Source organism: Spirosoma litoris, from assembly GCF_054776755.1.
On the sequence record NZ_BAAHBI010000075.1, the window covers coordinates 47,967 to 72,419 of the forward strand.

A 24,453-nucleotide genomic window follows, 5' to 3' on the forward strand; every position below is an offset into this window, starting at 1 on the left:
TCTAGGAATCTAACAATGATTGAATTTGCCCCCGGAACCTACCGAACTATAATTCGAAACCTTTGGCGATACTCATTGCTCAGCATCGTTCTGCTGATTTTATATGTTTTAGCGGTTAGTTATAACTTTCTATGGCTCTTTGGTGGTATGCCAAGCTTGAAAGCGCTTGAAAACCCAAAAAGCGAAGAGGCCTCTGAAGTTTACACAGCCGATCATCAATTGCTGGGTAAATACTATGTTGAGAACCGGACGCTTATTGAAATTTCTCAAGTATCCCCAAACGTTACATCGGCGCTGCTAGCCACAGAAGATGCCCGCTTTATCAAGCATTCAGGCATTGACCCTCGTTCGCTTTTTCGGGCAATAGGTGGATTTCTTACGTTCAAAGACGCATCTAGTTCAGGTGGTGGCAGTACACTCACGCAACAGACAGCGAAAAACCTTTTCGATACCCGACAGGAAGAACTTCGTGGGGTATTGGGGAATGTGCCAATTATTGGTCTTATCATTGCGAAAACCAAGGAATGGATTCTGGCAGTTCGGTTGGAACGCAATTACACCAAACAAGAGGTCATGATGATGTACCTCAATACGGTGTCGTTTGGGAATAACACCTATGGAATCAAGACGGCGGCTAAAACCTATTTCAGTAAAGAGCCCTGGAATCTTAACGTCGAAGAAGCGGCAATGCTGGTTGGTATGCTTAAAAACCCAACATTTTATAACCCGCGTCTGTCTGAAGAGCGCACGAGAGATCGTCGAAATGTTGTGTTAAGCCAGATGAAAAAATACAAGTTTCTAAGCGATGAGCAGTATTTTACTTACAAAAATAAACCGCTGAAACTCGATTTTAGTGTTGAGAATCAGAACACGGGTATGGCGGCTTATTTCCGGTCGGTCATTAAGGACGACATTAAACGATGGATTCGCCAGTATAATGAAGAGAATCCCGGCGCAGAACTTGACCTTTATACAAGCGGCTTAAAAATTTTCACAACTATCGATTCGCGTATGCAGGCTTACGCTGAAGAAGCCGTGATGACCAACATGCGTGACCAGCAGAAGAAGTTTTATGAACACTGGCGCGGTCGAAACCCTTGGGTAAAAAAAGACGATCGTACAAAAAAATACATTGAGATACCGGGTTTCATTGAAGATCGGGCTAAACGAACAACACGCTATAAACAGCTTAAAGCGCTTTATGGAACAGATGAGCAGGCTATTTGGCGAGATATGCGGAAGCCCATCAAGATGAAAGTGTTTGTGTATGGAGGTAAACGGAATGAGAAAGATACGACCATGAGTCCGCTCGATTCCATTCGCTATTACAAACGGCTACTCAATACAGGATTCATGTCGATGGACCCTCGTAATGGCTATGTGAAGGCGTGGGTAGGTGGAGTGAGTTTCAAACATATGAAGTTCGATCACGTTCGCCAGAGTCGTCGTCAGCCTGGCTCTACGTTCAAGCCGTTTATTTACCTAACCGCTATGGATCAGGGTTTTGTTACACCCTGTAGCCATTTAGTTGACCAGCCAACTACATTCGCTCATGGCGAAGACAACAACAATGGCCCAGCCTGGACGCCTAAAAACTCCAACGGTCGATACAGTTACCAGAGTTTATCGCTACGGGAAGCACTAGGTCAGTCGATTAATACCGTTAGCGCTCAGCTAATTAAGAAAACCAGGTCGGAAGAGGTCATAAAATATGCGCACGAAATGGGCATTGAAAGTAAAGATTTACGAGCCGACCCAACGCTTTGTCTGGGTACCAGCGACGTATCTGTTTACGAGATGGTGTCAGCTTACTGCGCCTTCGCCAATGGAGGTATGCGTGTTCGACCAATGATGCTGATACAGATTCAAGACAAGAATGGCAATGTGTTAAAAGACTTTACGCCTGATGCCAAACAAGTTATTAGTGCAAATAGAGCTTACGAAATGCTGCACCTGATGCGGGGAGCCGTTGAAGAGCCTAATGGCACGGCTAAACGCTTAGAAACTCAGTATAAGTTATTGGAAGGTGGCAACGAAATTGCCGCAAAAACGGGAACGACCTCCAATTATTCAGATGGCTGGTTTATGGGTATGACACAACATCTGGTATCTGGATTATGGGTAGGTGGCGATGATCGGTCTATTCACTTTCGCAATATTGAGCTAGGCCAGGGTGGTCGGGTAGCTATGCCAGCCTGGGCAGTATACATGCAGAAAATTTATAAAGACCCCACGCTGACCAACTATCGACCAGAGCCATTTCGCAAACCTAATAACTTCAAAATTGATTGCGGTGGGTATCAAATAGACTCTGCTCAACGGTATATTCCACCCAAGGTTGTGCCGGAAGATGAAGATGAAATTCTACAGTGATACCAATTAGGCCAGCCCATTGCTGGCCTTTTTAGTAGATAAATTTGAAGCAACCTTTCACTGATTTTGATTGTTTTGTAATACCGGCCATCTCGGTCGAAGATGCCATAAGATTAACACTTGACCCGCCTGGTCTACCTGCAATATGCCCGATTTTGACTATAAGAAAGAATTGACAAAAGTGCCTCACGAACCTGGGGTTTATCGCTATTTTGATGCGACGGGCGAGGTGATTTATGTAGGCAAAGCTAAAGACCTGAAAAATCGTGTAAGTAGCTATTTCACGAACTCAAAAGGGCATGATCGTAAAACCTTGCGATTGGTTAGCCAAATCCGTAAGATCGAATTCACAATAGTCCATACTGAATTTGACGCGCTCTTACTCGAAAATCAGCTCATTAAACGATATCAGCCGAAGTTCAACATCTTACTCCGAGACGATAAAACGTATCCTTTTGTTTGTGTCACGAACGAGCATTTCCCACGGGTTATGACCACTCGGCGTATTGACCGCAAATTAGGGACCTTTTATGGGCCATTTGCCAACCTGAAGCCGATGTATACGGTGCTGGACATGTTCAGCCAGTTATTTACGATTCGTACCTGCAATTTCAATCTTGCCCAGGAAAACATCGAAGCAGGTAAATACAAAGTCTGCCTGGAATATCATATTGGCAACTGCAAAGGGCCTTGTGAGGGCAAACAAAGTGAAGCCGATTATAATAGTGATATTGAGCAGGTTCATCATATTTTAAAAGGAAATCTGAAACCGGCTCAGGAGTATTTCAAAGGCCGCATGGTTGAAGCGGCCAACGAGTTAGCGTTTGAGCAAGCTCAGAAATACAAGGAGAAAATGGACGTTCTGCAACGATTCCAGAGCAAATCAACTGTTGTAAACCCCAAGATTGCTGACGCCGATGTGTTTTCAATTGCTTCTGATGAAGTGTCGGCTTATATCAATTTCATGAAGGTGGTCAACGGTACTATTGTCCAGACTCATACGGTTGAAGTCAAAAAGAAACTCGACGAAACTGACCCTGATCTATTGGCCATGATGATCATCGAGTTTCGAGAGCAGTATGGCAGTCAGGCAAAAGAGATTATCTCAAACATTCCGCTCGATGTAGATTTGAAAGCAGAAGTGACTGTCCCTCAAATTGGCGATAAGAAGAAGTTGCTGGACATGTCCCTAAAAAACGTGCTATACTTCCGGCGTGAACGTCAGGAACGGGCTGCAGCTGAAGCAACAGCAAGCGCTAGTAAGAAAGATCGTGTACTGATTCGTTTGAAGCAAGATTTGCAGTTAAAAACGTTGCCTAATCGCATCGAGTGTTTCGATAACTCCAATATTCAAGGAACCAATCCGGTTTCGGCTATGGTGTGTTTCATAGGTGGCAAACCAGCTAACCGGGAATACAGGCATTTTTCTATTCAAACTGTTGTCGGCCCTAATGACTTTGCCAGTATGTATGAAGTTGTTACCCGTCGATATACTCGTGTACTGACCGAAGGCACTGACATGCCGGACCTTATCGTAATTGATGGTGGTAAAGGACAATTGAGTGCAGCTTGTGATGCGTTGAAAGCCCTAGATTTGTATGGAAAGGTGCCCATTATTGGTATCGCGAAACGGTTAGAGGAAATCTACTTTCCCGAAGATAACCTACCGCTTTACATTGATAAGAAATCGGAGTCACTCAAGCTCATACAGCGCATTCGTGATGAAGCCCACCGTTTTGCCATTACGTATCACCGGGATAAACGCAGCCGAAATAGTTTAATTAGTGAACTGGAAAATGTAGAAGGAGTTGGCAAAAAAACAGCGGCTAAACTCCTGAAACACTTTAAAGGCGTGACTAAAATTCGAGAAGCATCCTTTGACGAAGTGGCCGAAGTGGTTGGAAAAGACAGGGCGACAAAGCTCAAAGAATACTTTGATACCATTCAGAATGGCTAGCAATTGCGCGAACGAACTAATAAGGCATAAAAAAAGCGGCTTAAAAGCCGCTTTTTTTATGCCTTATTAGTATTCCCAGAGACTATGCTCAGTTTCCATCAATTCGTATTCGGTTTGATACGATTTCAGCAAACCTTCCCGATCACCATACATACCGACTAAATCAGTATCACCTGGGTTAGCCACTTTCGTAATCCGACCATAGAATAACCGGAGATCAAATGCATCGGCAAGATTTTTATGCTGTGCCTGATTTTGTGGGTTATACCAGATAAACTTCTTAGGGTCACTACGGAACAACTTGTCTAAATCCTTGTACTTGAACGAAGCAATAGGCTTCTCGTAACCAGCCGTATTCTTATCAGCAGGAAGCAAAAGCGTTACAGTCTGAATATCGTAATACAGGCGAGAACGTTTCCGGTCAAAAATCCAGTCTTCTTTAATTTCCAGGATGTTCAATTCTTTTGGGAAATATTCATCCCCAGAAAGAACGGGTGCTTGGGCAACTGCTACCGTATCTTTCTTCGGTTCTACAACAGGAGCTGGAACAGTAGTTTTACCTTTCTTTCCTTTTCCTTTAGCTATCGCTGATTTTTTCTTAGGAGCACCCCAGCCGTCATCGGCTGGCTCAGCAGTGGCAGCGGCTTTTTTAGGAGTGCCCCAACCGTCGTCAGCTTTTTTCTTATCGTCTTTCTTTGGAGTATCCCAGCCGTCGTTCTTAGCCCCATTTTTACCATCTTCGGTAAAACCTGCTGCTATTTCTTCCTTCGATAGACCACCACCTGTATTAGGAATCAAAAGATTTTCATGAAATTTCTCAGGCGATATTTTCGTCGTACACGAGTCAGACGTGTAGGCGTCGATAAGACCAGCTTTCACGGCTTCCATCAAATATTTCGAGATTTCGTTATTCTTCGAGAACATCGACTGATTCTGTTTCTCCTTTAGGTCAATCCGACGCCAAAGGGTCTTCTTCATCATAATGTCGTTCTCGTTAATTCCACGAACCGAATTTGCATTTACAGCACTGTTCGCCTTTTCCTGAGCCAAGGCATTCTCCCCTGCCAACGCCAGCGCTGCTACCGCCAGCACACCAGCAAATCGTATCGTTTTAATTTGTGTCATGGCTTTATTTATTGTCCAACTTATAAATGTAACGACCAGTAAACCACTTTAGTACGTTAATAAAGAGAAACCTGTGACAACAGACTTCCCATTGGGACATCACTGATTTCACCCCGGAAATTTCGACGCTGAACACCATCAATTTCAATAATCAGGCGGTCACCAGGCTGAGCTTCAGCAGCTAGATCACTGATTGATCCACCACCTGCTCCTGTTTTGGTAAACTTAACCCGTTTTGTACCACGCACCAGTGATATTGTTGCTCCTGTAGTACGGAAGTTAGCATCGTCTGGTGAGAAAGCGGCAAAACTCGGATCGGAAACAGCTTGAATTTTTACGCTGCGGGCCGACGATACAGGAACGCCACGTGGGTCCGTTGCAGGAGTACCACCAACAGATACTTGTATGCTCGGACGTGGTACTTTCGTAACCTTGAAATGTTCAGTTCCTAGCAGACTACCGCTATTGCTAATATTTAACGCAACGTTTGCCGAGCTTGGCACTACAGTTACCTTGCCTTTTTCACCGGATGCAATAACAGACGCACCATCTGCACTTATATTGGGGTTCCATAGAGCGCCTAATTGAGGGCTTTGGATACTCAATTTATTGGCGCAACCAAGATATAAAGGAGGCAATGTACCGGTTTCGATTTGGTAGGAAGGTTTCGCTACAAAATATTCCGCCGACAAAGGAACCGTTTTCAATCCAGCTGGAGTCTGGTAAGCAATTGAGCCCGTTAAAACACGACGTGCCAGACCGTTCTTATCATAAGAACCACCCTGCGCGGTAAATTCAACGATACCCTGACCGTCCTGCATACGAACAGAACCACCATTAAGGCTCATACGAGGTTGAATACCCGATGACGAAGCTGCTAAAAACATTTGGCCTTTAAACTTCGTACCCGCTACAACTACTTTCGAATCCATGCTAAGCATAGCAATGATTTTGTCGAATTTAACATCCTGCGCACCAACTTTACTGGCCAGTGCATCAAGTACTTCACCTTCAATTCGACGCACATCAGCTTGTTTTTGACTTAAGACGGCCAACGCTGCCGGTACCGGTGTTTGAGCAAAGTTCAATTCCGCAAAATCTTTCCGTTTTTGATCGGGTGAGTTAGCAGCAATAGGGTCATCTTTTCCATCAAGCGCCATTGGGCTATACTTTGTACCAGAATATTTAGAGAGATTTTCAACGTAGCCATTCAACTGATCTTTCAGTTTGAAAGCTGCTCCATTCCGGTTCGTACCGATCATGAGCTGGGCTACTTTTTCCTCTTCACTCAGGTTTTTAATATTACCCGATTCGTCACGGCCACCGCCAGCTTCGACTAATTGTTCTTTGATCTTGTCAATTTCAGAAATTACGTCTGCTGTTAACTTCCGCACTTCGTCAGCTTGTTTAACAATAACAAGATCAGTCGCGCGATTACCTGATTTTTCAACAGTAGCACGAATATTATCAAATGTACCCTGGTTAATTTTACCAACGGCACCTGTAGACTGCTCTAAGCTGTTATTAATTAAAACGAATTTTTCCAGAATGGCCGACGTGACTTGGAGAGCCAATAAAGCGGTCAAAACCAGATACATCATCCCGATCATCTTCTGACGGGGTGTCTCTTTTGTGCCTGCCATAAACTATGGTAGTGAGAATAAAAAAATGTGGAACAGTCCGCTTTAGCGGTTATCGTGTAAGAAGAGAAAAGTCTACATTACTATTATTTACAAGCCACAACTGGCTTGTAAATAATAGCGTAAACCAATTTATTTGCCATTGCCACGCATAGCTGTCAACATGCTACCGTACACATTGTTAAGAGATGCTAAGTTACCGGTCAGCTTAGCCAGTTCGTTTTTAAACTGCTGTGTGTCACGGCTGGCATCACTCATATTTTCCATGGCTGCGGTTAGGCTACCATAGAAGGCGTTCATTGCTTTCAAGTGCTTGTTTGTATCCTGCAACTCCAGTTCATAAACTGCATTCAAGGCACCCATATTTTTGGTTACCTTCTGGAATTGATCACGATAATCTTTCGCATCGGTAGTGGCATCAGCCATTGAGTTCATAGCAGTGATGGCTGTACCGTATGACTTGTTCATTTCAGAAATCGAAGTCGATGCTGATTTAACGCTCTTAGCGTAATCGTTTGTAGCAACAGTTGCATCGGTAAGGTCCTTGATCTTCGATACTGTTTCGTTAAGGCTCCGGAAGCCTGTACCTAAACGTTCGAATACGTCAGGCGTTACTTTGGCTTGAGCCAACATCTGATCCATGTTACCGGTTAAGCCATTTGCTTGTGGAGCAGGTTTGCGGGCTTCACCTTTATAATCATCTGCCAGTTCAGGATAAACCTTTTCCCAGGCATATCCATCGCCCGAGGTAGCTGGCATTGTAAAACTCTGTACTGCGTATAAGGCAAAAATAACTACTTCGGTTAGCAGACCGAGCGTAAGCATAAAGCCGAACTGCTCGTTGTGCGTAATTTTAGCCCAGGCTCCGAAAATAACGACGGCTGCCCCAGCACTATAAATAGTTGGTACTAAACGATCCCAAAAGAAACTCGTGGATTTTTCTGCTGCCATGATAAGCGATTATTGGATGGAATAGGTAATTGACTTAGTTATACTTTTTTAGCTGACTTTTTGCTGCTTTTACTCTTGCTGCTTCCTCCTACTTTACCGCCACGAGCCGATGCAGTACGTCCTTCCAAGTTATCCATTACACAACGGAAACCAATGTAAGAACGCTTCTGGTCTTCATATTCATAATAACGAGTACCTGTTTCCAGATAGTAGGCAATATCTTTCCAGGAACCACCACGAACTACTTTACGAGGCTCATCGGCATTCTGGTTGTCTGGGTTCATATCCCATACGATAGCGTTTGTATTTTCGGCATAGGCATCACGACACCATTCCGCAACGTTACCAGCCATATTATACAGACCGTAATCATTTGGACTATAGGCATTTGCTGGAGCGGTGTAAGGATAGCCATCGGCATCAAAGTTACCACGCTGTGGTTTAAAGTTAGCCAGGTAACAACCTTTGCCATTAGCTACGTATGGGTTACCCCAAGGATACTTAGCGCCATTTTTACCGCCACGAGCTGCCCACTCCCACTCCGCTTCTGATGGAAGACGGAATCCAAATGAACGGTACCCACCTTCTTTATTACGGAAGTCGTCGAGGGTGTTGGTACGCCATTTACAGAAATGCTTAGCGGCAATCCAGCTCACACCCACAACTGGGTAGGTATCAAAAGCTGGGTGAGCATAGTAGTGCTCCAGCATAGGATCACCATTGTGGTAAGTAAAGTCGTTTTTCCAAACAGTTGTATCTGGATAATACTTAGCCATAATTTCTTCTTCGCCTAAAGTCGATACAGAATCGGCTAACAATGCATTGACATACTGACGATATTCATGGTTTGATATTTCAGCATCATCCATGTAGAAAGAACTGATCGTTACCTGACGGTTCATGTTAATTTGGGTAGCTGCCACGTCCTCGTCGGCTTGACCCATTATAAACGAACCTGATGGAATGAGAACCATACCATAGGGAGTAGGTTGTTTCCAGCCTTTACGTCCTGTGGCTGTAATTTCCCCATTTGTAACGCCTACCTCTCCTCCTTTGCCGCCGTTGCCGCCAAATTTTGACTTCAGAAAGCCACAACCTTGCATTAGCAGTACCACTGCTGCGACCATCACTACCCGGGTTGCGTTGACTGTTAACCAGTTATACTTCATCATCGTAGACCTTTTCTTCTTCTTCTTGTGCGAGACCAGACTAAAAACGAAAATCTGTTTGGTTATTGTATGTTAAACCGGGTTCAGAATTATTTTCTATCAGTATTCTTACTCAATTCCGGTTCTATTTGGAAAAACTCGTTTGACCTCAAATCAACCTATTCCCCAAAAATAAGCGACCAGTTGCAAACAGCCTAACAAGAATATTGCCAAAATGGTCTTAATGGCAAAAATTAAGCTAGCGATTGGTCTAAAATTAATAGCGAAAACGCGGAGTTCTCACAATAGGTTTTTTGCGGGCATCAGGTGCTGGCAGGGCATAACCCAATATAATTTCATGCGACGTTGGACTTTTTATCTGAGCACCACTGGTTATAATATCCAGCGAATAACCAACACGTAGCGCGTTATTACGCATTAAATTAATACCAACGGTAGCCATCAAAGCATCTCTCAGTCGATAACCCACGCCAGCCCAAATACGATTGTCATATGTGCCAACTAAATTCAGGGTAGCTACCGATCCACGGACTCCTTGAAGTGTACTGTATTGGACTAACACGGATGGCTGTATATCAATGTTATACCCTAATCCAAGTCGATAACCCGCCGATAGGTAAGCTTTAGGTTCAGACGCATCAATCGAGCGGTCAGTCACATAGCTATAGGTAGCTTTATTCAGGTGAGAAACGCTGACACCTAACCAATAGTCAGTTGTGTTGTAATAAACGCCCGCGCTAATATCAGGTTTAAACTGGTTAATTCGTCCAGTTGGAATTAATGGATCATTGGGGTCTGTAGCTCGAAATTGACCAAAGTCAAACCCCCGGTTAAACATGCCCGCTTGTACTCCTAATGCCAATGTACCGTTTTTCAGGGCTAAGCGATACGCATAGGATACTTGCACAGCCTGGTTGATTGATGGCCCGTATTTATCGTTCAGCGCATAAATACCGATACCGCTCTTAATGCTTGCCAGCGGCATATTAAACGATAGTAACTGAGTACTTTGTGCGGCACTACCATCACCATTACCGATCGTCTGATAACCCAGGTATTGCGTTCGCTGTGTGATTTGCAATCGTGACACGCCCTCCGATCCTGCCGCTGCCGGATTGTAATACAGCGGATTATACATGTATAAACTAAACTGGGGGTCTTGTTGCGCCCGGGCAGTTTGAGCAGCAATGGCCAGTAGTAATAAGGCGTAAACGTAAAATGTGCGAATCATACAGCCTAAGCGAAATTCAGAACGGCAATTGATCAACAATCACAGCGTTCTGTTAAACAATATCACAGTTTACAACTAAACGCGTGTAAAGACAAATTATTGGCCCGTAAATAACGGCTAAATGCCGGAAATGAGGTTATTTCTCGGTTCCGGCATTTAGTTTTATATAACAACAATCGTTTATCAATTGTTAGCCTTTTTCAGATACAAATCTAAGGCACCTGTCATAGAGGGTGCGTTCGGCAATGGAGCCTCAATATCGAGGGTCAATCCGGCGTCTGTAATCGCTTTGGCAGTGGTTGGGCCAAAAGCCGCCAACCGTGTTCCATTTTGATTAAAATCGGGAAAATTGCTTAATAACGAGCTAACTCCCGATGGACTAAAGAAGGCAATGATATCGTAACTCTTGATATCCAGATCCGATAAATCAGTTGGAACTGTCTCATACATAACAGCTTCTGTGAAATGTAGGCTACTGGTATCCATGAATTCGGGAATATCATTCCGCCGAATGTTTGAGCACGGGAACAGGAACTTCTCGTTCTTGTGCTTTTTAATCAGATCGAACAGTTCGGTAGCCGTTTTAGTCCCGTTAAAGATTTTACGCTTTCGAATGACAATGTATTTCTGCAAATAATTGGCCGTCTGTTCCGAAATACAGAAGTATTTCATATCGGCGGGAACTTCAATCCGACCTTCCTGGCAAATCCGAAAGAAGTGGTCGATGGCGTTACGGCTCGTGAAAATAATTGCCGTATGGGCAAGAATATTAATTTTCTGACGCCGAAAATCCTTAAACGACACGCCCTCAATTTGAATAAAGGGTCTGAAGTCAATTTGAAGATTATACTTGCTAACTAAATCAAAATACGGAGATTTTTCGTCGGCGGGTCTGGATTGGGTTACTAACATCCGGTTTACTTTCGTAAGCCGGGCCTCTGTGGATTGCATACTAGTCTCGTTCATTGAATCTCTACTCGGGTCAATAGTCAGTGCAGTCAACAGTTTCTGTCAACAGTTATAAAACTCACTTAGTAACTGTCAATAGCTTCTTGATGACTGAAAACTCATCCATCACAGTGCAAAACGCAAACCGATGATGAGTGGAATCAATTCAACGATACAAAGGTACGAAAATAAATAAAGATTCTTGATAGGATCAACACTACGTATGACGAAGTATAAGAGGGCTAAACGGGCAGCATAGAAGACAATCAATGGCAACAAGATAGCATTTTGTGCCCAAGTCGTTGCCGATGTGTTATATGCAATGATAGCCAGCAAAAGAGTCAACGTGGTGAAAAATAGCAGAGATGACTGTAGAATTTTGAAATAATGAACATTCACCACCTCCTGTAATTTGTAAAGCCCCCCCATTATCTCTAAAGCCACGTATTTACCAATCAGGCTTAAAAAAGCGACGCCACTCAGCAAAAAAAACTCGCCCACCAACCAACCCAATTGCTGTTCTCCTGGTAATAGAGCCCGGGATGCAAAAACATCCAGGTTACGGCTTTGTACAAAAACAATCAGGTAAGCAATGACAAAGCTTAAATTAAGGGCAAATAATGTATTCGTACTGCTCAATGGTCGATTAATGAGGAATGAATCATCTTGTGACCGCATTGAGACTAGATCGCGCAAACTATAAAACCGGTAAAAGGCCCGACTATTGAAACTAAACAAAAACGCATGGGTAGCCAATAAGAACAGCAGACCCAAGCTAAGGAAATTGTCATAGATCGTACGAACACGGGGCCGTACGCTCAGATTAGTATCGTTTAATACGACTGGCTTCTGCGTTGCTGACTTAGGGTAACCAATAAACAACTGCTTATTATCGAGCCCAGGCGCACCGTAAATCGTCAGGAAAATTTCTGGTTGACGATAGACCCGGTATAGACTATCAATACTCAAGACCTGCCACTGATCGGCCTGGAGTTTTCGTTTGAGAGCCGCGTTGATAAACAGAAAGCCATCTTGTCGGGTAGACATCACCAAACTATAATGCCGGTTGCTTTCCAGGTCTACGTAAACACTCAATGCCGTTTGATCGGCGTGTAATTCGTTGATATACGGCACGTAGGCTTTCGCACGCTCGTCGTATATCTGAAAATCATTATGAAAATCGTGAACGGGATAATACTTACCACCCGGACCAATACCGCTGGTACGAGGCTGTGCCGCAGCAGCTAAAAAAAAGAGCGAAAGAGCCAAAGAGTGAATGAGCGTTATTACAGCTATAGCTGCCTGACTCATTACATATCTTTCGCTCTTTCGCTCTTTCACTCTCTAACTCTTTTATTTGCCCAACGCTTTCAGCATCGTGTCGCCAATGAGGGCTGGAGACTCAACTACATGGATGCCACATTCCTGCATAATCGCCATTTTAGCAGCAGCTGTGTCATCTGCACCACCAACAATAGCACCAGCGTGACCCATACGACGGCCTTTAGGTGCAGTTTGTCCAGCAATAAACCCAACAACGGGTTTCCGGTTGCCATCGGCCTTAATCCAGCGAGCAGCTTCGGCTTCCATACCACCACCAATCTCACCAATCATAACAATCGCATCGGTGTCAGGATCATTCATGAGCAGTTCAACAGCCTGTTTCGTAGTTGTACCAATGATTGGATCTCCCCCGATACCAATAGCTGTTGATTGTCCGAGGCCAGCTTTGGTCAACTGATCGACGGCTTCATACGTCAGCGTACCAGACTTAGAAACGATCCCAATCCGACCTTTCTTAAAGATGAAGCCGGGCATGATACCTACTTTACATTCTTCGGCAGTCATAACACCGGGGCAGTTTGGCCCAATGAGTCGTACATCTTTATCGGCCAGGTAGTTTTTTACGGCTACCATATCTTCCGTCGGGATACCTTCAGTAATGCAAATGATTACCTTGATACCAGCTTCGGCAGCTTCCATAATAGCATCGGCAGCAAAAGCGGGCGGTACGAAAATAATGGAAACGTTGGCCCCTGCCTGCTCAACAGCCTGTTGAACGGTGTTGAATACAGGGCGGTCGAGGTGAGTCTGGCCACCTTTGCCGGGTGTTACGCCCCCAACAACGTTAGTACCATATTCGATCATCTGCTGGGCATGAAAACTGCCTTCCGAGCCAGTAAAGCCCTGGACGATAACTTTAGAATCTTTGTTGACTAAAACAGACATAACAGGTTTTAGAAATCGTTGGCGATACGGTTATGAAGAGGAAAGAGAAATAGACAAAAGAAAAAGGATTCTGTGGCCGACCACTTCTTATTCTTAGGTTTACTCGTCTTACGTCTTTAAAAGTTGGGCAAAAGTAGCCGAAACTTCGTAAATTACGTGATGATTTTTTCGCACATCCTTTCCGGTTGTATTCTGGCCGGAGCGGGCGTCGTGGTGTTTTTGCACTTTTTCGGACGCATTTCTCTCTTCAATCGCCTGTTATGGGGGGTATTTTTGTTAACAACATCGCTGGCTGCCCTAATTGGGGTACTTTATTATACAGGCAATGAATCCATCCGGCCACTCCATCAGTCTATGATTTTACTGGCTGATACACTGGGAGTTGCCTGCCTTATAACTGCCGTTTATGCCTTATTGAACCGCCAAACTCTTTCCTTAATTACATTCGTAGCCACTGTTTTTTTTGGGTTGCTACTGTTCATCGGGTTACTATTTCCTAATGCGCGTGTTTTTACACCGATCGTGCCCTCAATGGGCATTTTAGTATTGATGTTGCTAGCGGTTTTTTCATTAATGCAGCGAAATAAACGGGGTCTCTGGGTGGTATTGGCAGCTATGATGATGGGATTGGCCACGAAAGCCGAAGCCTTTGACTCGCTAGTTCACCCAACCGATTTTTACCATTATACCACAGCCATTGCGTTATGGCTTTTCGGAAAATCCGCAGACTGGCGCGTTGGCATGGTCTGAAAATTATTTATCAGGAAAAAAGCAAGCCGCTTAACCAATCCCTATCACGACGAGTTACCTTCTCAATTCTTTCCATATCGGAAAGGATAAACTAGATCAAACGACTCAACGAACGTGAATTTATTGGAGTTAGCGCATAGTCCAGCTCTGGTCGCTAAGGCCGCCCGGCTGGTGTATATGAATGATACCATGCCGGGCATTCATCGCCAGCGAACTGGCAGTCAGTTTTCGTATGTTGATCCTACTGGCAAAAAACTGGAGGATGAAGAAACCCTGGCCCGAATTCGTAGCATGACTCTGCCCCCTGCCTGGGAGGATGTCTGGATAAGTCCCAAAGCGAATGGCCATTTACAGGCAACTGGTATCGATACTAAAAATCGAAAGCAGTACCGCTATCATACAAAATGGAATGCGATTCGAAGCGAAACAAAATTTTTTCGGATGGTTGCTTTTGGGCAAGCACTGCCTTTGCTGCGGGCACGTTTAGCCAAGGATTTAAAAATGAAGACACTTTCCCGCGAAAAAGTAATTGCGATTGCGCTCAGTGTCATGGAACAAACCCTAATTAGGGTAGGTAATGCAGCTTATGAAAAAGAGTACGGTTCTTATGGTCTGACAACGCTAAAAAACCGGCATGTTAAGCTTGAAGGCAACGAAGTACACTTTAGTTTTAAAGGCAAAAAAGGCATTTATCACGACATTACGCTACACGACAAGCGGCTATCGCGCTTAGTCAAAGCTTGCCGCGATATTCCTGGAAAAGAATTATTTCAATATTTCGATCAGGATGGCAATCGCCATTCCATTGACTCAGGCATGGTGAATGAGTATCTGCACGAAACAATGGGCGACGATTTTTCGGCAAAAGATTTTCGCACCTGGGCAGGCACCGCCAATGCCCTACGACTTTTAGTTGAACTGGAGCCTTGCGATACGGAAAAAGAATTGAAGAAAAATGTAAATACGGTCCTTGATGAAGTGGCACACCAATTAGGTAATACCCGTACTGTTTGCCGAAAGCACTATGTCCATCCGCAAATTCTGGAGGCTTATGAATGCCAGGATCTAAATATATATATCAAACAAAAAGCCCGATTTCGCCAAACCAGTCCTTTTGGCCTCGATGGTATTGAGAAGCTACTGCTGAAATTTCTCAAAGATCAGGTAAAGTTGGTGAAGTGAATGCCGTAATGGGCCTTATTCTTTTCACCAACTTTACCTGATCTTTATCTAGGTATTTGCTTTCCGAATTTTAATCCCTCTGTTCGAAGCCCACTCTTCTGCTTTGGCGGTTGCAATAGCAATAGCGCGCTGTTCTTCAGTCCCCTCAGCTAGCAAGGCATTAGCGATATCAATGGCTTTGTTCCGTACTGGAGCCATGAAATTCTTCAACGAATTTGGATATTCTTTCTTTGTCCAGGGCATATCCGTAAATCAGTTTTGTTAGTCTAATAGGAAATTAACCTCTTAGCTAACTAACTGTTTACTGCTGACGGCCAAGCTCTTGAGTAATCGTACTACTTAAGCGAAGAAGTTCGATCTCGGCAGTTTTGGCATTATATTCAGCATCGATTAACCGAAGTTGCGCATCCAGCAAGTTGCGTTGTACATCCCGAAAACCAACAGCCGTCAACGTTCCCAATCGGTAGCGGTCATAGGCAATGTCTACGTTCTGGGTCGTAATTTTATAATTCTGCACTTCGAGTGATAGCAATTGCAAGTTGGTTCTGTACTGCTGGAATGTCTGGTTAAGGGCTAGCTCTAGCTGTACACGCTGGTTATTCGTTTGGTACTCAGCATTAAGTGCGTTAGCAGTAGCTACCTGTTTTTGGCGACGCAGGTTAAATCCATTAAAAATAGGTAGCGATGCCTGAATCCCGTAGGTAAGCCCGTTGTTTCGGGCTGTTGCTAAAATTGAGGTTCCACCCGCCTGGTTATTAATAGCCGTGTACGAATAGCCTGATAATAAGTTTACTGTTGGATACTGTTGAGCCTCAGCCAGTTTTATATTTAAATCTGCCACTTTACGATTTAAGACAGCAGCAGCCAGCAAGGGGTTATTAGAAAGCAACGACTCACGTAACTGCTCAAGCACTAAATTAGAGCGAACTATAATTGTATCCTGTACAGCAAATTCAGTAGTAGGGTCGCGCACAAGAAGCGTATTCAGTAAAATTTTAGCGTTCGACAGGGCCAATTGCTGACCTATCAGCGAGGCACTATCGACATTGTAATCTACCTGAGCCGTCAGATAATCTACCTTCGAAAAACTACCCACTTCGAAGTTAGTTTTGGCCAGATCAAGTCGATATTGTGAAATATCAAGTGCCTGTCTTACAGCAAGTAAACGCTGTAATTGTCGCACAACATTATAATACCCCGTTGCAACGCTGGCTAACGTTCCTTCAATATTGGCTCTGGTATTTACTTCGCTAATTCGGACTAGCTCTTTTAGCTGATCAAGCACGTAAAACGTAGCAAAACCATTAAAGATGTTCCAGTTTAAGTTAACACTAGCAGTTGTATTTTTACTGATAACACCTGGCAGATCGGTAGGCTGGGTGGTTTGTATTAAATAAGACTGTCGTATATGCTGGTTCGAGTTGTTATTGGTTAGGTTACCACTCAAAACAGGTAAGAAACCAGCGTTACCCAGGGTATTATTATAGGCAGCTATTTGTTGCTGCGTCTGGGTTATTTTAATCTGATAGTTTTGGGCAAGTGCCGTTTGAATGGCATTAGCCAAGGTAACTACTTCACCTTGCTGGACAATTGTAGCATTGCGCAGAGCACGTTGAATAGGGGTTTGAGCGGGTTGAGCGGGTTGCTGCGCAAGAGCCAGTGTAGGAATACAGGTAAAAAAAAGCCAACTGCTGAGTTTCATTGATTCGAGGTTGATAAGAACAAGTAAGACAAAAATAAGAGAATCTTCAATTAGCCCGTTAGCTTATTCACCTTTCGCCTATCTTGCATCTTTCCTTTTAATCCTCATGAAACGTCATCTACTGCTATTTTCTACTCTTGCAGCTCTGGTTACGGGTTGTTCTTTCAAAAAAAAGGCTGATTTACTGGTCAAAAATGCACAGATCTATACCGCAGATTCCAGTTTTTCGATGGCGGATGCGTTTGTCGTTCAGGATGGAAAATTTCTGGCGATAGGCACAGAACAAGCCCTAGCCGATCAATATGAAGCCACCACTACGCTAGATCTGAAAGGCCAGCCCGTTTATCCTGGTTTCTATGATCCTCATGCCCATTTCTTAGGATTAGGCCAGGTATTGGATCAGGCCGATCTGGTTGGCGCAGAATCGTACGATGAAGTCATTGAACGGCTGAAAACATTTTACAAAGCCCACCCGAATGTTTTATGGCTTAGCGGTCGAGGATGGGACCAAAATGACTGGCCTGAAAAAGTTTTCCCAACAAAGGAGAAACTGGATGCTGCCTTTCCAAATGTACCCGTCGCCTTGATGCGTGTGGATGGCCATGCCTTGCTTATTAACTCAAAAGCGCTTCGGCTGGCCAATATAACGGCTGGCTCGAAACTCCCCGGTGGCGAAGTTGTTCTCGAAAACGGTCAGCCCACAGGTGTATTGGTAGACAATGCCATGCAGTTCATCAGACGGGTGATTCCGCGCCCCAGCAACGCCGATAAAACCCGAATGTTATTGAATGCCCAAACGGCCTGTTTTGCCTTAGGCCTCACTACGGTATCTGATGCAGGCATCAGCCCCGATGAGATTAATCTGATCGATAGTTTGCAGCAAGCTGGCAAACTCAAGATACGCGATTATGCCATGATTAGCCTAGGCGAACCCAATCTGGATTATTTTCTCAAACGTGGCCCATTTCAGACCGATCGGCTAACCGTTCGTTCCTTCAAGCTTTATGCCGATGGAGCCTTAGGTTCACGGGGCGCCTGTTTACGCCAACCCTACAGCGATCGTCCCGAAACAAGTGGGTTTCTTTTACTGGCTCCAGCAGAGCTAGAGCGGGTCACCAAACTTCTCTACGCATCTAAATTCCAGGCAAATACCCACTGCATTGGCGATTCGGCGAATCACTTGATGCTCGATTTATATGGCAAGTTATTAAAAGAGAAAAATGACCGTCGCTGGCGGATCGAACATGCACAGGTAGTATCACCAGAAGATTTTGTGAAGTTTGGCCAATATTCGATTATTCCATCCGTACAACCTACCCATGCAACCTCAGACATGTACTGGGCTGGCGATCGATTGGGGGCAATTCGGGTTAAAGGAGCCTATGCCTTTAATGATCTGATGAAACAGAATAGTTTAATTTCTTTTGGCAGCGATTTTCCGGTTGAAGCTCCTAATCCGCTATTTGGCTTTCATGCCGCAGTTGCTCGCCAAGACGCTAAAAACTTCCCGGCAGGTGGCTATCAGATGGAGAACGCTGTCGACCGCAAATCGGCCCTATTAGCTATGACTCGCTGGGCCGCCTACGCCAATTTTGAAGACCAATTACGAGGATGCATTGCTCCTGGCAAACAAGCCGACTTTGTGGTTCTTGATCAGGATATTATGACCGCTCCGAACCCGAAACTACGGCAGACCAAAGTACGTCAGACCTGGGTCGGTGGCGAGCGGGTTTATTAAAGTCACCTATGGTCAGGAGTTATCAAGAGTGGTGAAGTAATAGTCAGGTGTAGCTATCAGTCCTGTACTCAACTATTTACTAACCATTCTTGACAACTTCGGACAATTTTAATATACTTCCAGAATCTGATAAGTCATTTTATTGAACACGACCGAATCGCCCGCCTTTCGTCCTGACAAAGCAATTCCAATTGGCGATGCTGCTGAAACGGCGAAGTAATCCGTTCCGTCGAGTGTTAGTTTACCGGCGCCAATACTGATAAAAAACTTCCCCCGACTTGTCATGATCAGGCTTCCGGGTTGGCCGATAGTATAACTTTTGTCGATGTTAATCTGCTTCAGGTCCCGCTCCACCTTCTGAGCTTCGGCTAAAAGCTGGGCATTTCGATCACGCTCAAGTTGGGCCATAGCTCTCCCTGTTTCGTATTTATCGCCCGCGCTACTTTTCGATTCCGAATTAGCTGCTTCCTGCGCGGCTTCCATTGCCTGCTTTGCGGTACTAACCCGTAGTTGCACGTAGACTTCGCACTGTGCAAAAAGGGCCGCCTTAATTTGTTGTTGATTCGACACGTTACTGATTTCTAGGACGCGAAGTTAGCTCATCTAAAAATCTAATCTATACAAGCTCATTTTCCATATAAGAGGCATCGTATCGTTCCAGCCCTTCATGCCAATGGTGGAGAGGTAATGAATTCATAGCAATTCTGTCAGGTCAATCTTATCTTTATAACCTTTCTGAAAATGCTTTTTCATTGATGGAAACCACAGCCCCTCCTACCCTTCCTGTGCCTTTGCATCCGGGCTTGCCCATGCTAGGCAACACACTGGCTTTTCTGCGCAATCCGCTGGGCACTTTACATACCCTGCAACGGCAACACGATCGTCTGGTGCACTTACGCATTGGTGGAAGGCATCAGTATTTGGTGCTTCGGCCTGAAGACGTCAAGTATGTGATACAGGAAAATCACCGCAATTACGGGCGTTCGCCAGCCTTTGAAATCCTGAAGATTTTTCTGGGAAATGGGTTATTGACTAGCGATGGTGATTTCTGGCGACGTCAACGGCGATTGGCTCAACCCGCCTTCCACCGGCAACGGTTAGCTGCCTTAACAACGACCATGATTGCCGAAACGGCCAGTTGGATTGATGAACTGGAACAGCAGCGAAACAAACAGCCCATTAACATGTCGCAGTCATTTATGGACGTAACGATGCGCATCGTTTGCAAAACACTGTTTAGCTCTGATACAACGGGGAAACTGGATGGCCTGTCGAGTGCACTCGATACACTTAATTATCTGGCCAATAAGAAGATGCTCAATCCGCTTCGGTTTCCCTATAGCTGGCCAACTCCCGATAATATACGATCCAAACGAGCCCGAGCACAGGTCGATTCATTTATTTACGGTGTTATCGACCAACGGCGGCACCATCATGACGATAAAGATGATTTATTGGGCATGTTGCTGAGTGCCGAAGATGAAGACACGGGCGAAAAAATGTCGGACCAACAACTGCGCGATGAATGTGTAACTCTTTTTTCGGCAGGTCACGAAACGACGGCTGTTTCTATGGCCTGGACAATCTATCTGTTAAGCCAACACCCCGACGTGCTAGCTCGACTCCAGACCGAAAGCAGAGAGGTTTTAGGCAATGAACCTATGCCTTCGCCTGACAAGTTTCGGTCATTAACGTACACATTGCAAGTCGTGCAGGAATCACTACGCTTGTACCCTCCTGCCTGGATTATGAGTCGACGGGCGCATAACCCTGACCATATTGGCCCCTATACGATTCCAGCAGGTGACACTGCCCTGATCTCACCTTATCTGCTCCATAGAGACCCAGCCAACTGGCCCGATCCTGACCGATTTGATCCTGATCGGTTTGCAGTGGGCGGCCTTAAAGATCAACTCCATTCGTATGCGTATCTGCCCTTTGGTGGAGGGCCTCGCTTGTGTATTGGGAATCAGTTTGCCTTGATGGAGATGCAAATCTTATTAGGCATGTTGGTGCGTTCATTTGATTTCAAATCCGTCGCCGATCAGCGTATTATTCCTAAGCCATTAATCACATTACGACCCAATCAAGCGGTTTACATTAATTTATTGTAAATTTTCATTTATACTTTTTAAAGAATTTCACTAATAAGCCGTTCCACGTTTTGCTTAAAAAGCCGTTCTTTCAAGTGGTTAGACGATAATAAAACAAAAGTCCGTGAAACGCACTTGTATCTTTCGTAGGTAGTATTGACTTTGTGGTTCACATAGTCAAACTTAGATAGTCCATTGATGTTCTAATTTCAGTTCACTTTAAATGCGACACAATGAGACTACAAATGCACGCCGTTAGATTCACGGCAGATCAGAGCCTGTTAGATTTTATCCAGGCTAAGCTTGATAAGCTAGACACTTTTCATGATCGTATCATCAGCGGAGAAGTGTTCTTAAGACTAGAGGGGGCTGACTCCAACAAAGTCAAAGAGAAAATTATCGAAGTTCGACTAATGATTCCCGGAAAGGAAATCTTCGTTAAAGAACACGATAAAAGCTTCGAAAGCGCCACCGATCGGGTTATGGATGTCCTGAAAGACAAACTCGTCCGATTTAAGCAAAAGCGGAGTGATATCTCCAGCCCAGCTATTGCTAAGGCCACATCCGATGTAGAAGATGAAGACGAGGTTTTCGAACCTGACGAGTTATAAAAGTAAATTAACAAACAGAAAAGCCACCCCAAACGGAGTGGCTTTTTGATTTTATTGATTTTGTCATTCCGACGCCAGGAGGAATCTCAAAGTCCCTTATAAGTCAAGTTTGAGATTCCTCCTGGCGTCGGAATGACAAAAAATTACAAACTGAATGCAGTTTTGACTTTATCAACAAAATCAAGCTTTTCCCAGGTAAACAGCTCAACTTCAACTTCTTTCGTATTTCCGTTCGAACCAAAGGTTTTCTTAACGATTTCGTTCTTACGACCCATGTGACCATAGGCCGCAGTCTCGGAGTAAATTGGATTGCGAAGTTTAAGCCGTTGTTCGATAGCATATGGGCGCATATCGAAAATCTCGCTCACTTTTTCAGCGATAACTCCATCATGCAAATCTACTTTAGCCGTGCCATATGTATTCACATACAAACCACAAGGCTTAGCTACCCCAATAGCATAAGAAACTTGTACTAGCACCTGATCGCAAAGACCAGCTGCTACCAGGTTTTTAGCAATGTGACGCGTAGCATACGCTGCCGAACGGTCTACTTTAGAGGGATCTTTACCCGAGAAAGCTCCACCACCATGTGCGCCTTTACCGCCATAGGTATCAACGATAATTTTACGGCCTGTCAGACCTGTATCACCGTGAGGGCCACCAATTACAAATTTTCCCGTTGGGTTGATGTAATAGGTAATGTTGTCAGTAAACAAACCGTGTAATTCGGCTTTTTGAGCCGCTTTCACACGTGGAATTACAATATTGATGATATCCTCTTTGATTTTGGCCAACATTGTCTCATCATCGGCAAAATCGTCGTGCTGAGTTGAAACTACAATCGTATCAATCCGGATGGGCTGATGATCGTCTGAGTATTCAATCGTCACCTGCGACTTAGCATCAGGGCGCAGATAAGGCATAAGCTCGAGTTCATTGTTCCGAATCACCGACATTTCACGCAGGATAGCATGAGCCAGATCTAGCGGCAATGGCATGTAGTTGTCAGTTTCGTTGGTGGCATAACCGAACATCATCCCCTGATCACCAGCTCCCTGCGCGTTTGCTTTTGACTCAAAATCGTTGTTATCAACCAAACGATCAACACCTTGGTTAATATCGGCTGATTGGTCGTGCAAAGCCGAGAAAATGCCACACGAATTAGCCTCAAACATATATTCGCTCTTCGTGTAACCGATTTTACGGATTACCTCGCGCGTGATTTTTTGAACGTCTAAGTAGGTATCGGTCTTAATTTCGCCAGCTAGAACAACCTGACCAGTTGTAACGAGTGTTTCGCAGGCTACTTTGCTGGACGGATCAAACGCCAGAAAATTATCAATCAGTGCGTCAGAAATTTGATCGGCGACTTTATCGGGATGTCCCTCAGAAACAGACTCGGAAGTGAAAAGATAAGGCATTGAATTATCCGTAGACTTGGTTTAAGCTACAAATCTACGAGTTTCTGAGTAGGGGGCAAGACATCAGTAGACCCCTACCTTACTATCCGGCTATTTTTCGACGCAATACACTAAAGAAGGCCGACAAAAATGGCCAGAATGGCATGGTAGCAAATAACTGAATTTCCTCAAAAAAATGAGTTTCTTCGTCTAAAAACTTAAAAACACGGCGAGGGTTTTCGGTGTATACACGGGTAAAAATATCATCGGCAGGGTGCCGGTTTTGCTCTAGAACGTTTAGAAAAATACTATCGTAAAGTTTAAATCGTCGCTTAAACCAAGGTATAGTTCGATTTGGCTTACCCGTTGTGGCCAAATTGTGAACAATTTCCTGCAGGTAACGCTGCGTTCGGTGAAATGTATAACCTGTTGAGGCTTTGGTAAAACCTCCCGCCGTGCCTATTCTAACGATGTGTTCAGAAGGATTCTCCTGTGTTGGCTCATCAGACATTGGGATAACTCCGTACTCGGTTTCGCAGATTTTATAACCTCCTGTTGGTAAAAAACGGTCTATATATTGCTGTAATTCAACGTCGTACTCTTCGTTAGCTAACAAGGTAGAATTGAAAATCGTAAACTCAACCAGAGCTGTTTTTTCATTGAACGGCAATACATATATGAATCGGCAGTCCCCCCCTTGCCCGATTCGAAAATCCATGATCTCTGCACATTCAGAGTCAAAGCAAGGCGTTGAGGTTGTAATTACCCAGCCTTTAAAATGCTGCAAAAGGTTATGATTCTCTGGCTGATCTAATTTTAGGGCAAACGTGCTGTCAAATACATAATCAGCAATATAGGGTTCGTCGTCAGCAATAACGAAGCCACCTTGCGGAGTATCTTTGATACGTTGAATCGTTGCTTGTTTTCGCTCAACATTAGGCCGTTTAGCCAGTTCTGTGTCTATAAACCCATAGAAGTCAATGCCTCGTAACATTTTATACTGGTAACCCCACATATCCAACTTACCGGCATAGGTAGTTCCATGAAAGGAGATTGCGTTCCAGGTACGAAATAAAATCGACTCAAATGGATGCAATAATGCGCTGGAGTCAGCAGACCCCGTTTTGTGCGGCTCTCGTTCCCAAAAGCACCACGTTCGATCATTACGATTTTTCTGTTCATGATCCAGAATCAGAATACGTCGATCACGCAATGGAGACTGGAGTAAGTAATAAGCCAGGCTTAAGCCCGCCATGCCTCCTCCAGCAATGATGAAGTCGTATTTTTTCATGCAGCAAAGAAAAAGTCCGGGCCGTTGGTCCGGACTCTTTCTTATAAAATGACGAAGGTGCCT

Annotated in this window: 20 protein-coding genes; 7 read left to right on the forward strand and 13 right to left on the reverse strand. The window is 44.4% G+C overall.

Translation table 11 applies throughout. The annotated features are described in order from the left end of the window. Positions 1 to 15 precede the first annotated feature (15 nt). Entirely contained in the window at positions 16 to 2,373 is a 2,358-nt protein-coding gene (locus ACYVGR_RS35455; protein ID WP_460965317.1) for a penicillin-binding protein 1A, read from the forward strand. Between the two features lie 145 nt (positions 2,374 to 2,518). After that, the gene (uvrC, locus tag ACYVGR_RS35460) at positions 2,519 to 4,330 is read left to right on the forward strand and encodes an excinuclease ABC subunit UvrC (protein WP_460965319.1); all 1,812 of its coding nucleotides are present in this window, start codon (positions 2,519 to 2,521) and stop codon (positions 4,328 to 4,330) included. A 66-nt stretch (positions 4,331 to 4,396) separates the two neighbouring features. On the opposite strand, the gene porN is transcribed toward uvrC, so the two are convergent. The 8 genes from porN to sucD form a co-directional block, all read right to left on the reverse strand. Continuing rightward, positions 4,397 to 5,455, reverse strand: a complete 1,059-nt coding sequence (gene porN / locus ACYVGR_RS35465; protein ID WP_460965321.1) for a type IX secretion system ring subunit PorN/GldN — start codon at positions 5,453 to 5,455, stop codon at positions 4,397 to 4,399. Between the two features lie 56 nt (positions 5,456 to 5,511). Beyond that, on the reverse strand, positions 5,512 to 7,098 hold the full coding sequence (gene porM, locus ACYVGR_RS35470) for a type IX secretion system motor protein PorM/GldM (protein WP_460965323.1): 1,587 nt from the start codon (positions 7,096 to 7,098) through the stop codon (positions 5,512 to 5,514). Between the two features lie 129 nt (positions 7,099 to 7,227). Then, entirely contained in the window at positions 7,228 to 8,046 is an 819-nt protein-coding gene (gene porL / locus ACYVGR_RS35475; protein WP_460965325.1) for a type IX secretion system motor protein PorL/GldL, read from the reverse strand. A 38-nt stretch (positions 8,047 to 8,084) separates the two neighbouring features. After that, the gene (gene porK / locus ACYVGR_RS35480) at positions 8,085 to 9,218 is read right to left on the reverse strand and encodes a T9SS ring complex lipoprotein PorK/GldK (protein ID WP_460965326.1); all 1,134 of its coding nucleotides are present in this window, start codon (positions 9,216 to 9,218) and stop codon (positions 8,085 to 8,087) included. 253 nt (positions 9,219 to 9,471) lie between these two features. Continuing rightward, positions 9,472 to 10,446 carry a PorP/SprF family type IX secretion system membrane protein gene (locus ACYVGR_RS35485; RefSeq protein WP_460965328.1) on the reverse strand — a complete coding sequence of 325 codons (975 nt, stop codon included), beginning with the start codon at positions 10,444 to 10,446 and terminating at the stop codon, positions 9,472 to 9,474. A 183-nt stretch (positions 10,447 to 10,629) separates the two neighbouring features. Next, positions 10,630 to 11,412 carry a uroporphyrinogen-III synthase gene (locus tag ACYVGR_RS35490; protein WP_460965330.1) on the reverse strand — a complete coding sequence of 261 codons (783 nt, stop codon included), beginning with the start codon at positions 11,410 to 11,412 and terminating at the stop codon, positions 10,630 to 10,632. A gap of 108 nt (positions 11,413 to 11,520) precedes the next feature. Then, on the reverse strand, positions 11,521 to 12,663 hold the full coding sequence (locus tag ACYVGR_RS35495) for a DUF4271 domain-containing protein (protein WP_460965331.1): 1,143 nt from the start codon (positions 12,661 to 12,663) through the stop codon (positions 11,521 to 11,523). An 84-nt stretch (positions 12,664 to 12,747) separates the two neighbouring features. Next, a complete protein-coding gene (sucD, locus tag ACYVGR_RS35500) occupies positions 12,748 to 13,623 on the reverse strand; it encodes a succinate--CoA ligase subunit alpha (RefSeq protein ID WP_182457559.1) in 876 nt (291 codons plus the stop codon). 159 nt (positions 13,624 to 13,782) lie between these two features. Here sucD and ACYVGR_RS35505 point away from each other — a divergent pair, with 159 nt between their 5' ends. Both ACYVGR_RS35505 and ACYVGR_RS35510 read left to right on the forward strand, forming a co-directional pair. Continuing rightward, complete coding sequence (locus tag ACYVGR_RS35505) at positions 13,783 to 14,373, forward strand: hypothetical protein (RefSeq protein ID WP_460965333.1); 591 nt, start codon at positions 13,783 to 13,785, stop codon at positions 14,371 to 14,373. A gap of 114 nt (positions 14,374 to 14,487) precedes the next feature. Further along, on the forward strand, positions 14,488 to 15,555 hold the full coding sequence (locus ACYVGR_RS35510; RefSeq protein WP_460965335.1) for a DNA topoisomerase IB: 1,068 nt from the start codon (positions 14,488 to 14,490) through the stop codon (positions 15,553 to 15,555). 48 nt (positions 15,556 to 15,603) lie between these two features. Here the strand turns inward: ACYVGR_RS35510 and ACYVGR_RS35515 are convergent, their stop codons facing one another. Continuing rightward, positions 15,604 to 15,798, reverse strand: a complete 195-nt coding sequence (locus tag ACYVGR_RS35515; protein ID WP_460965337.1) for a DUF2188 domain-containing protein — start codon at positions 15,796 to 15,798, stop codon at positions 15,604 to 15,606. Positions 15,799 to 15,856: 58 nt separating this feature from the next. Beyond that, positions 15,857 to 17,257 carry a TolC family protein gene (locus tag ACYVGR_RS35520; RefSeq protein ID WP_460965339.1) on the reverse strand — a complete coding sequence of 467 codons (1,401 nt, stop codon included), beginning with the start codon at positions 17,255 to 17,257 and terminating at the stop codon, positions 15,857 to 15,859. A gap of 106 nt (positions 17,258 to 17,363) precedes the next feature. Here ACYVGR_RS35520 and ACYVGR_RS35525 point away from each other — a divergent pair, with 106 nt between their 5' ends. Further along, positions 17,364 to 18,995, forward strand: coding sequence for an amidohydrolase (locus tag ACYVGR_RS35525; RefSeq protein WP_460965340.1), 1,632 nt, complete (start codon positions 17,364 to 17,366; stop codon positions 18,993 to 18,995). A gap of 108 nt (positions 18,996 to 19,103) precedes the next feature. Here the strand turns inward: ACYVGR_RS35525 and ACYVGR_RS35530 are convergent, their stop codons facing one another. After that, positions 19,104 to 19,565: a 3-oxoacyl-ACP synthase gene (locus tag ACYVGR_RS35530; RefSeq protein ID WP_460965342.1), complete on the reverse strand. Its 462-nt coding sequence runs from the start codon at positions 19,563 to 19,565 to the stop codon at positions 19,104 to 19,106. A 185-nt stretch (positions 19,566 to 19,750) separates the two neighbouring features. Between ACYVGR_RS35530 and ACYVGR_RS35535 the strand changes: the two genes are divergently transcribed. Together ACYVGR_RS35535 and ACYVGR_RS35540 are read left to right on the forward strand one after the other, a co-directional pair. Next, positions 19,751 to 21,109, forward strand: coding sequence for a cytochrome P450 (locus tag ACYVGR_RS35535; protein ID WP_460965344.1), 1,359 nt, complete (start codon positions 19,751 to 19,753; stop codon positions 21,107 to 21,109). A gap of 212 nt (positions 21,110 to 21,321) precedes the next feature. After that, complete coding sequence (locus ACYVGR_RS35540; protein WP_460965345.1) at positions 21,322 to 21,699, forward strand: HPF/RaiA family ribosome-associated protein; 378 nt, start codon at positions 21,322 to 21,324, stop codon at positions 21,697 to 21,699. Between the two features lie 143 nt (positions 21,700 to 21,842). On the opposite strand, the gene metK is transcribed toward ACYVGR_RS35540, so the two are convergent. Both metK and ACYVGR_RS35550 read right to left on the reverse strand, forming a co-directional pair. Beyond that, a complete protein-coding gene (metK, locus tag ACYVGR_RS35545; protein ID WP_460965347.1) occupies positions 21,843 to 23,120 on the reverse strand; it encodes a methionine adenosyltransferase in 1,278 nt (425 codons plus the stop codon). A gap of 82 nt (positions 23,121 to 23,202) precedes the next feature. Continuing rightward, a complete protein-coding gene (locus tag ACYVGR_RS35550) occupies positions 23,203 to 24,390 on the reverse strand; it encodes a lycopene cyclase family protein (RefSeq protein WP_460965348.1) in 1,188 nt (395 codons plus the stop codon). Positions 24,391 to 24,453: the final 63 nt, after the last annotated feature.

Coding starts and splice junctions, on each gene's coding strand:
- ACYVGR_RS35455 (WP_460965317.1), top strand. CDS start 16: ATGATTGAATTTGCCCCCGGAACCTACCGAACTATAATTCGAAACCTT.
- uvrC (WP_460965319.1), top strand. CDS start 2,519: ATGCCCGATTTTGACTATAAGAAAGAATTGACAAAAGTGCCTCACGAA.
- porN (WP_460965321.1), bottom strand. CDS start 5,455: ATGACACAAATTAAAACGATACGATTTGCTGGTGTGCTGGCGGTAGCA.
- porM (WP_460965323.1), bottom strand. CDS start 7,098: ATGGCAGGCACAAAAGAGACACCCCGTCAGAAGATGATCGGGATGATG.
- porL (WP_460965325.1), bottom strand. CDS start 8,046: ATGGCAGCAGAAAAATCCACGAGTTTCTTTTGGGATCGTTTAGTACCA.
- porK (WP_460965326.1), bottom strand. CDS start 9,218: ATGATGAAGTATAACTGGTTAACAGTCAACGCAACCCGGGTAGTGATG.
- ACYVGR_RS35485 (WP_460965328.1), bottom strand. CDS start 10,446: ATGATTCGCACATTTTACGTTTACGCCTTATTACTACTGGCCATTGCT.
- ACYVGR_RS35490 (WP_460965330.1), bottom strand. CDS start 11,412: ATGAACGAGACTAGTATGCAATCCACAGAGGCCCGGCTTACGAAAGTA.
- sucD (WP_182457559.1), bottom strand. CDS start 13,623: ATGTCTGTTTTAGTCAACAAAGATTCTAAAGTTATCGTCCAGGGCTTT.
- ACYVGR_RS35505 (WP_460965333.1), top strand. CDS start 13,783: ATGATTTTTTCGCACATCCTTTCCGGTTGTATTCTGGCCGGAGCGGGC.
- ACYVGR_RS35515 (WP_460965337.1), bottom strand. CDS start 15,798: ATGCCCTGGACAAAGAAAGAATATCCAAATTCGTTGAAGAATTTCATG.
- ACYVGR_RS35520 (WP_460965339.1), bottom strand. CDS start 17,257: ATGAAACTCAGCAGTTGGCTTTTTTTTACCTGTATTCCTACACTGGCT.
- ACYVGR_RS35525 (WP_460965340.1), top strand. CDS start 17,364: ATGAAACGTCATCTACTGCTATTTTCTACTCTTGCAGCTCTGGTTACG.
- ACYVGR_RS35535 (WP_460965344.1), top strand. CDS start 19,751: ATGGAAACCACAGCCCCTCCTACCCTTCCTGTGCCTTTGCATCCGGGC.
- ACYVGR_RS35540 (WP_460965345.1), top strand. CDS start 21,322: ATGAGACTACAAATGCACGCCGTTAGATTCACGGCAGATCAGAGCCTG.
- metK (WP_460965347.1), bottom strand. CDS start 23,120: ATGCCTTATCTTTTCACTTCCGAGTCTGTTTCTGAGGGACATCCCGAT.
- ACYVGR_RS35550 (WP_460965348.1), bottom strand. CDS start 24,390: ATGAAAAAATACGACTTCATCATTGCTGGAGGAGGCATGGCGGGCTTA.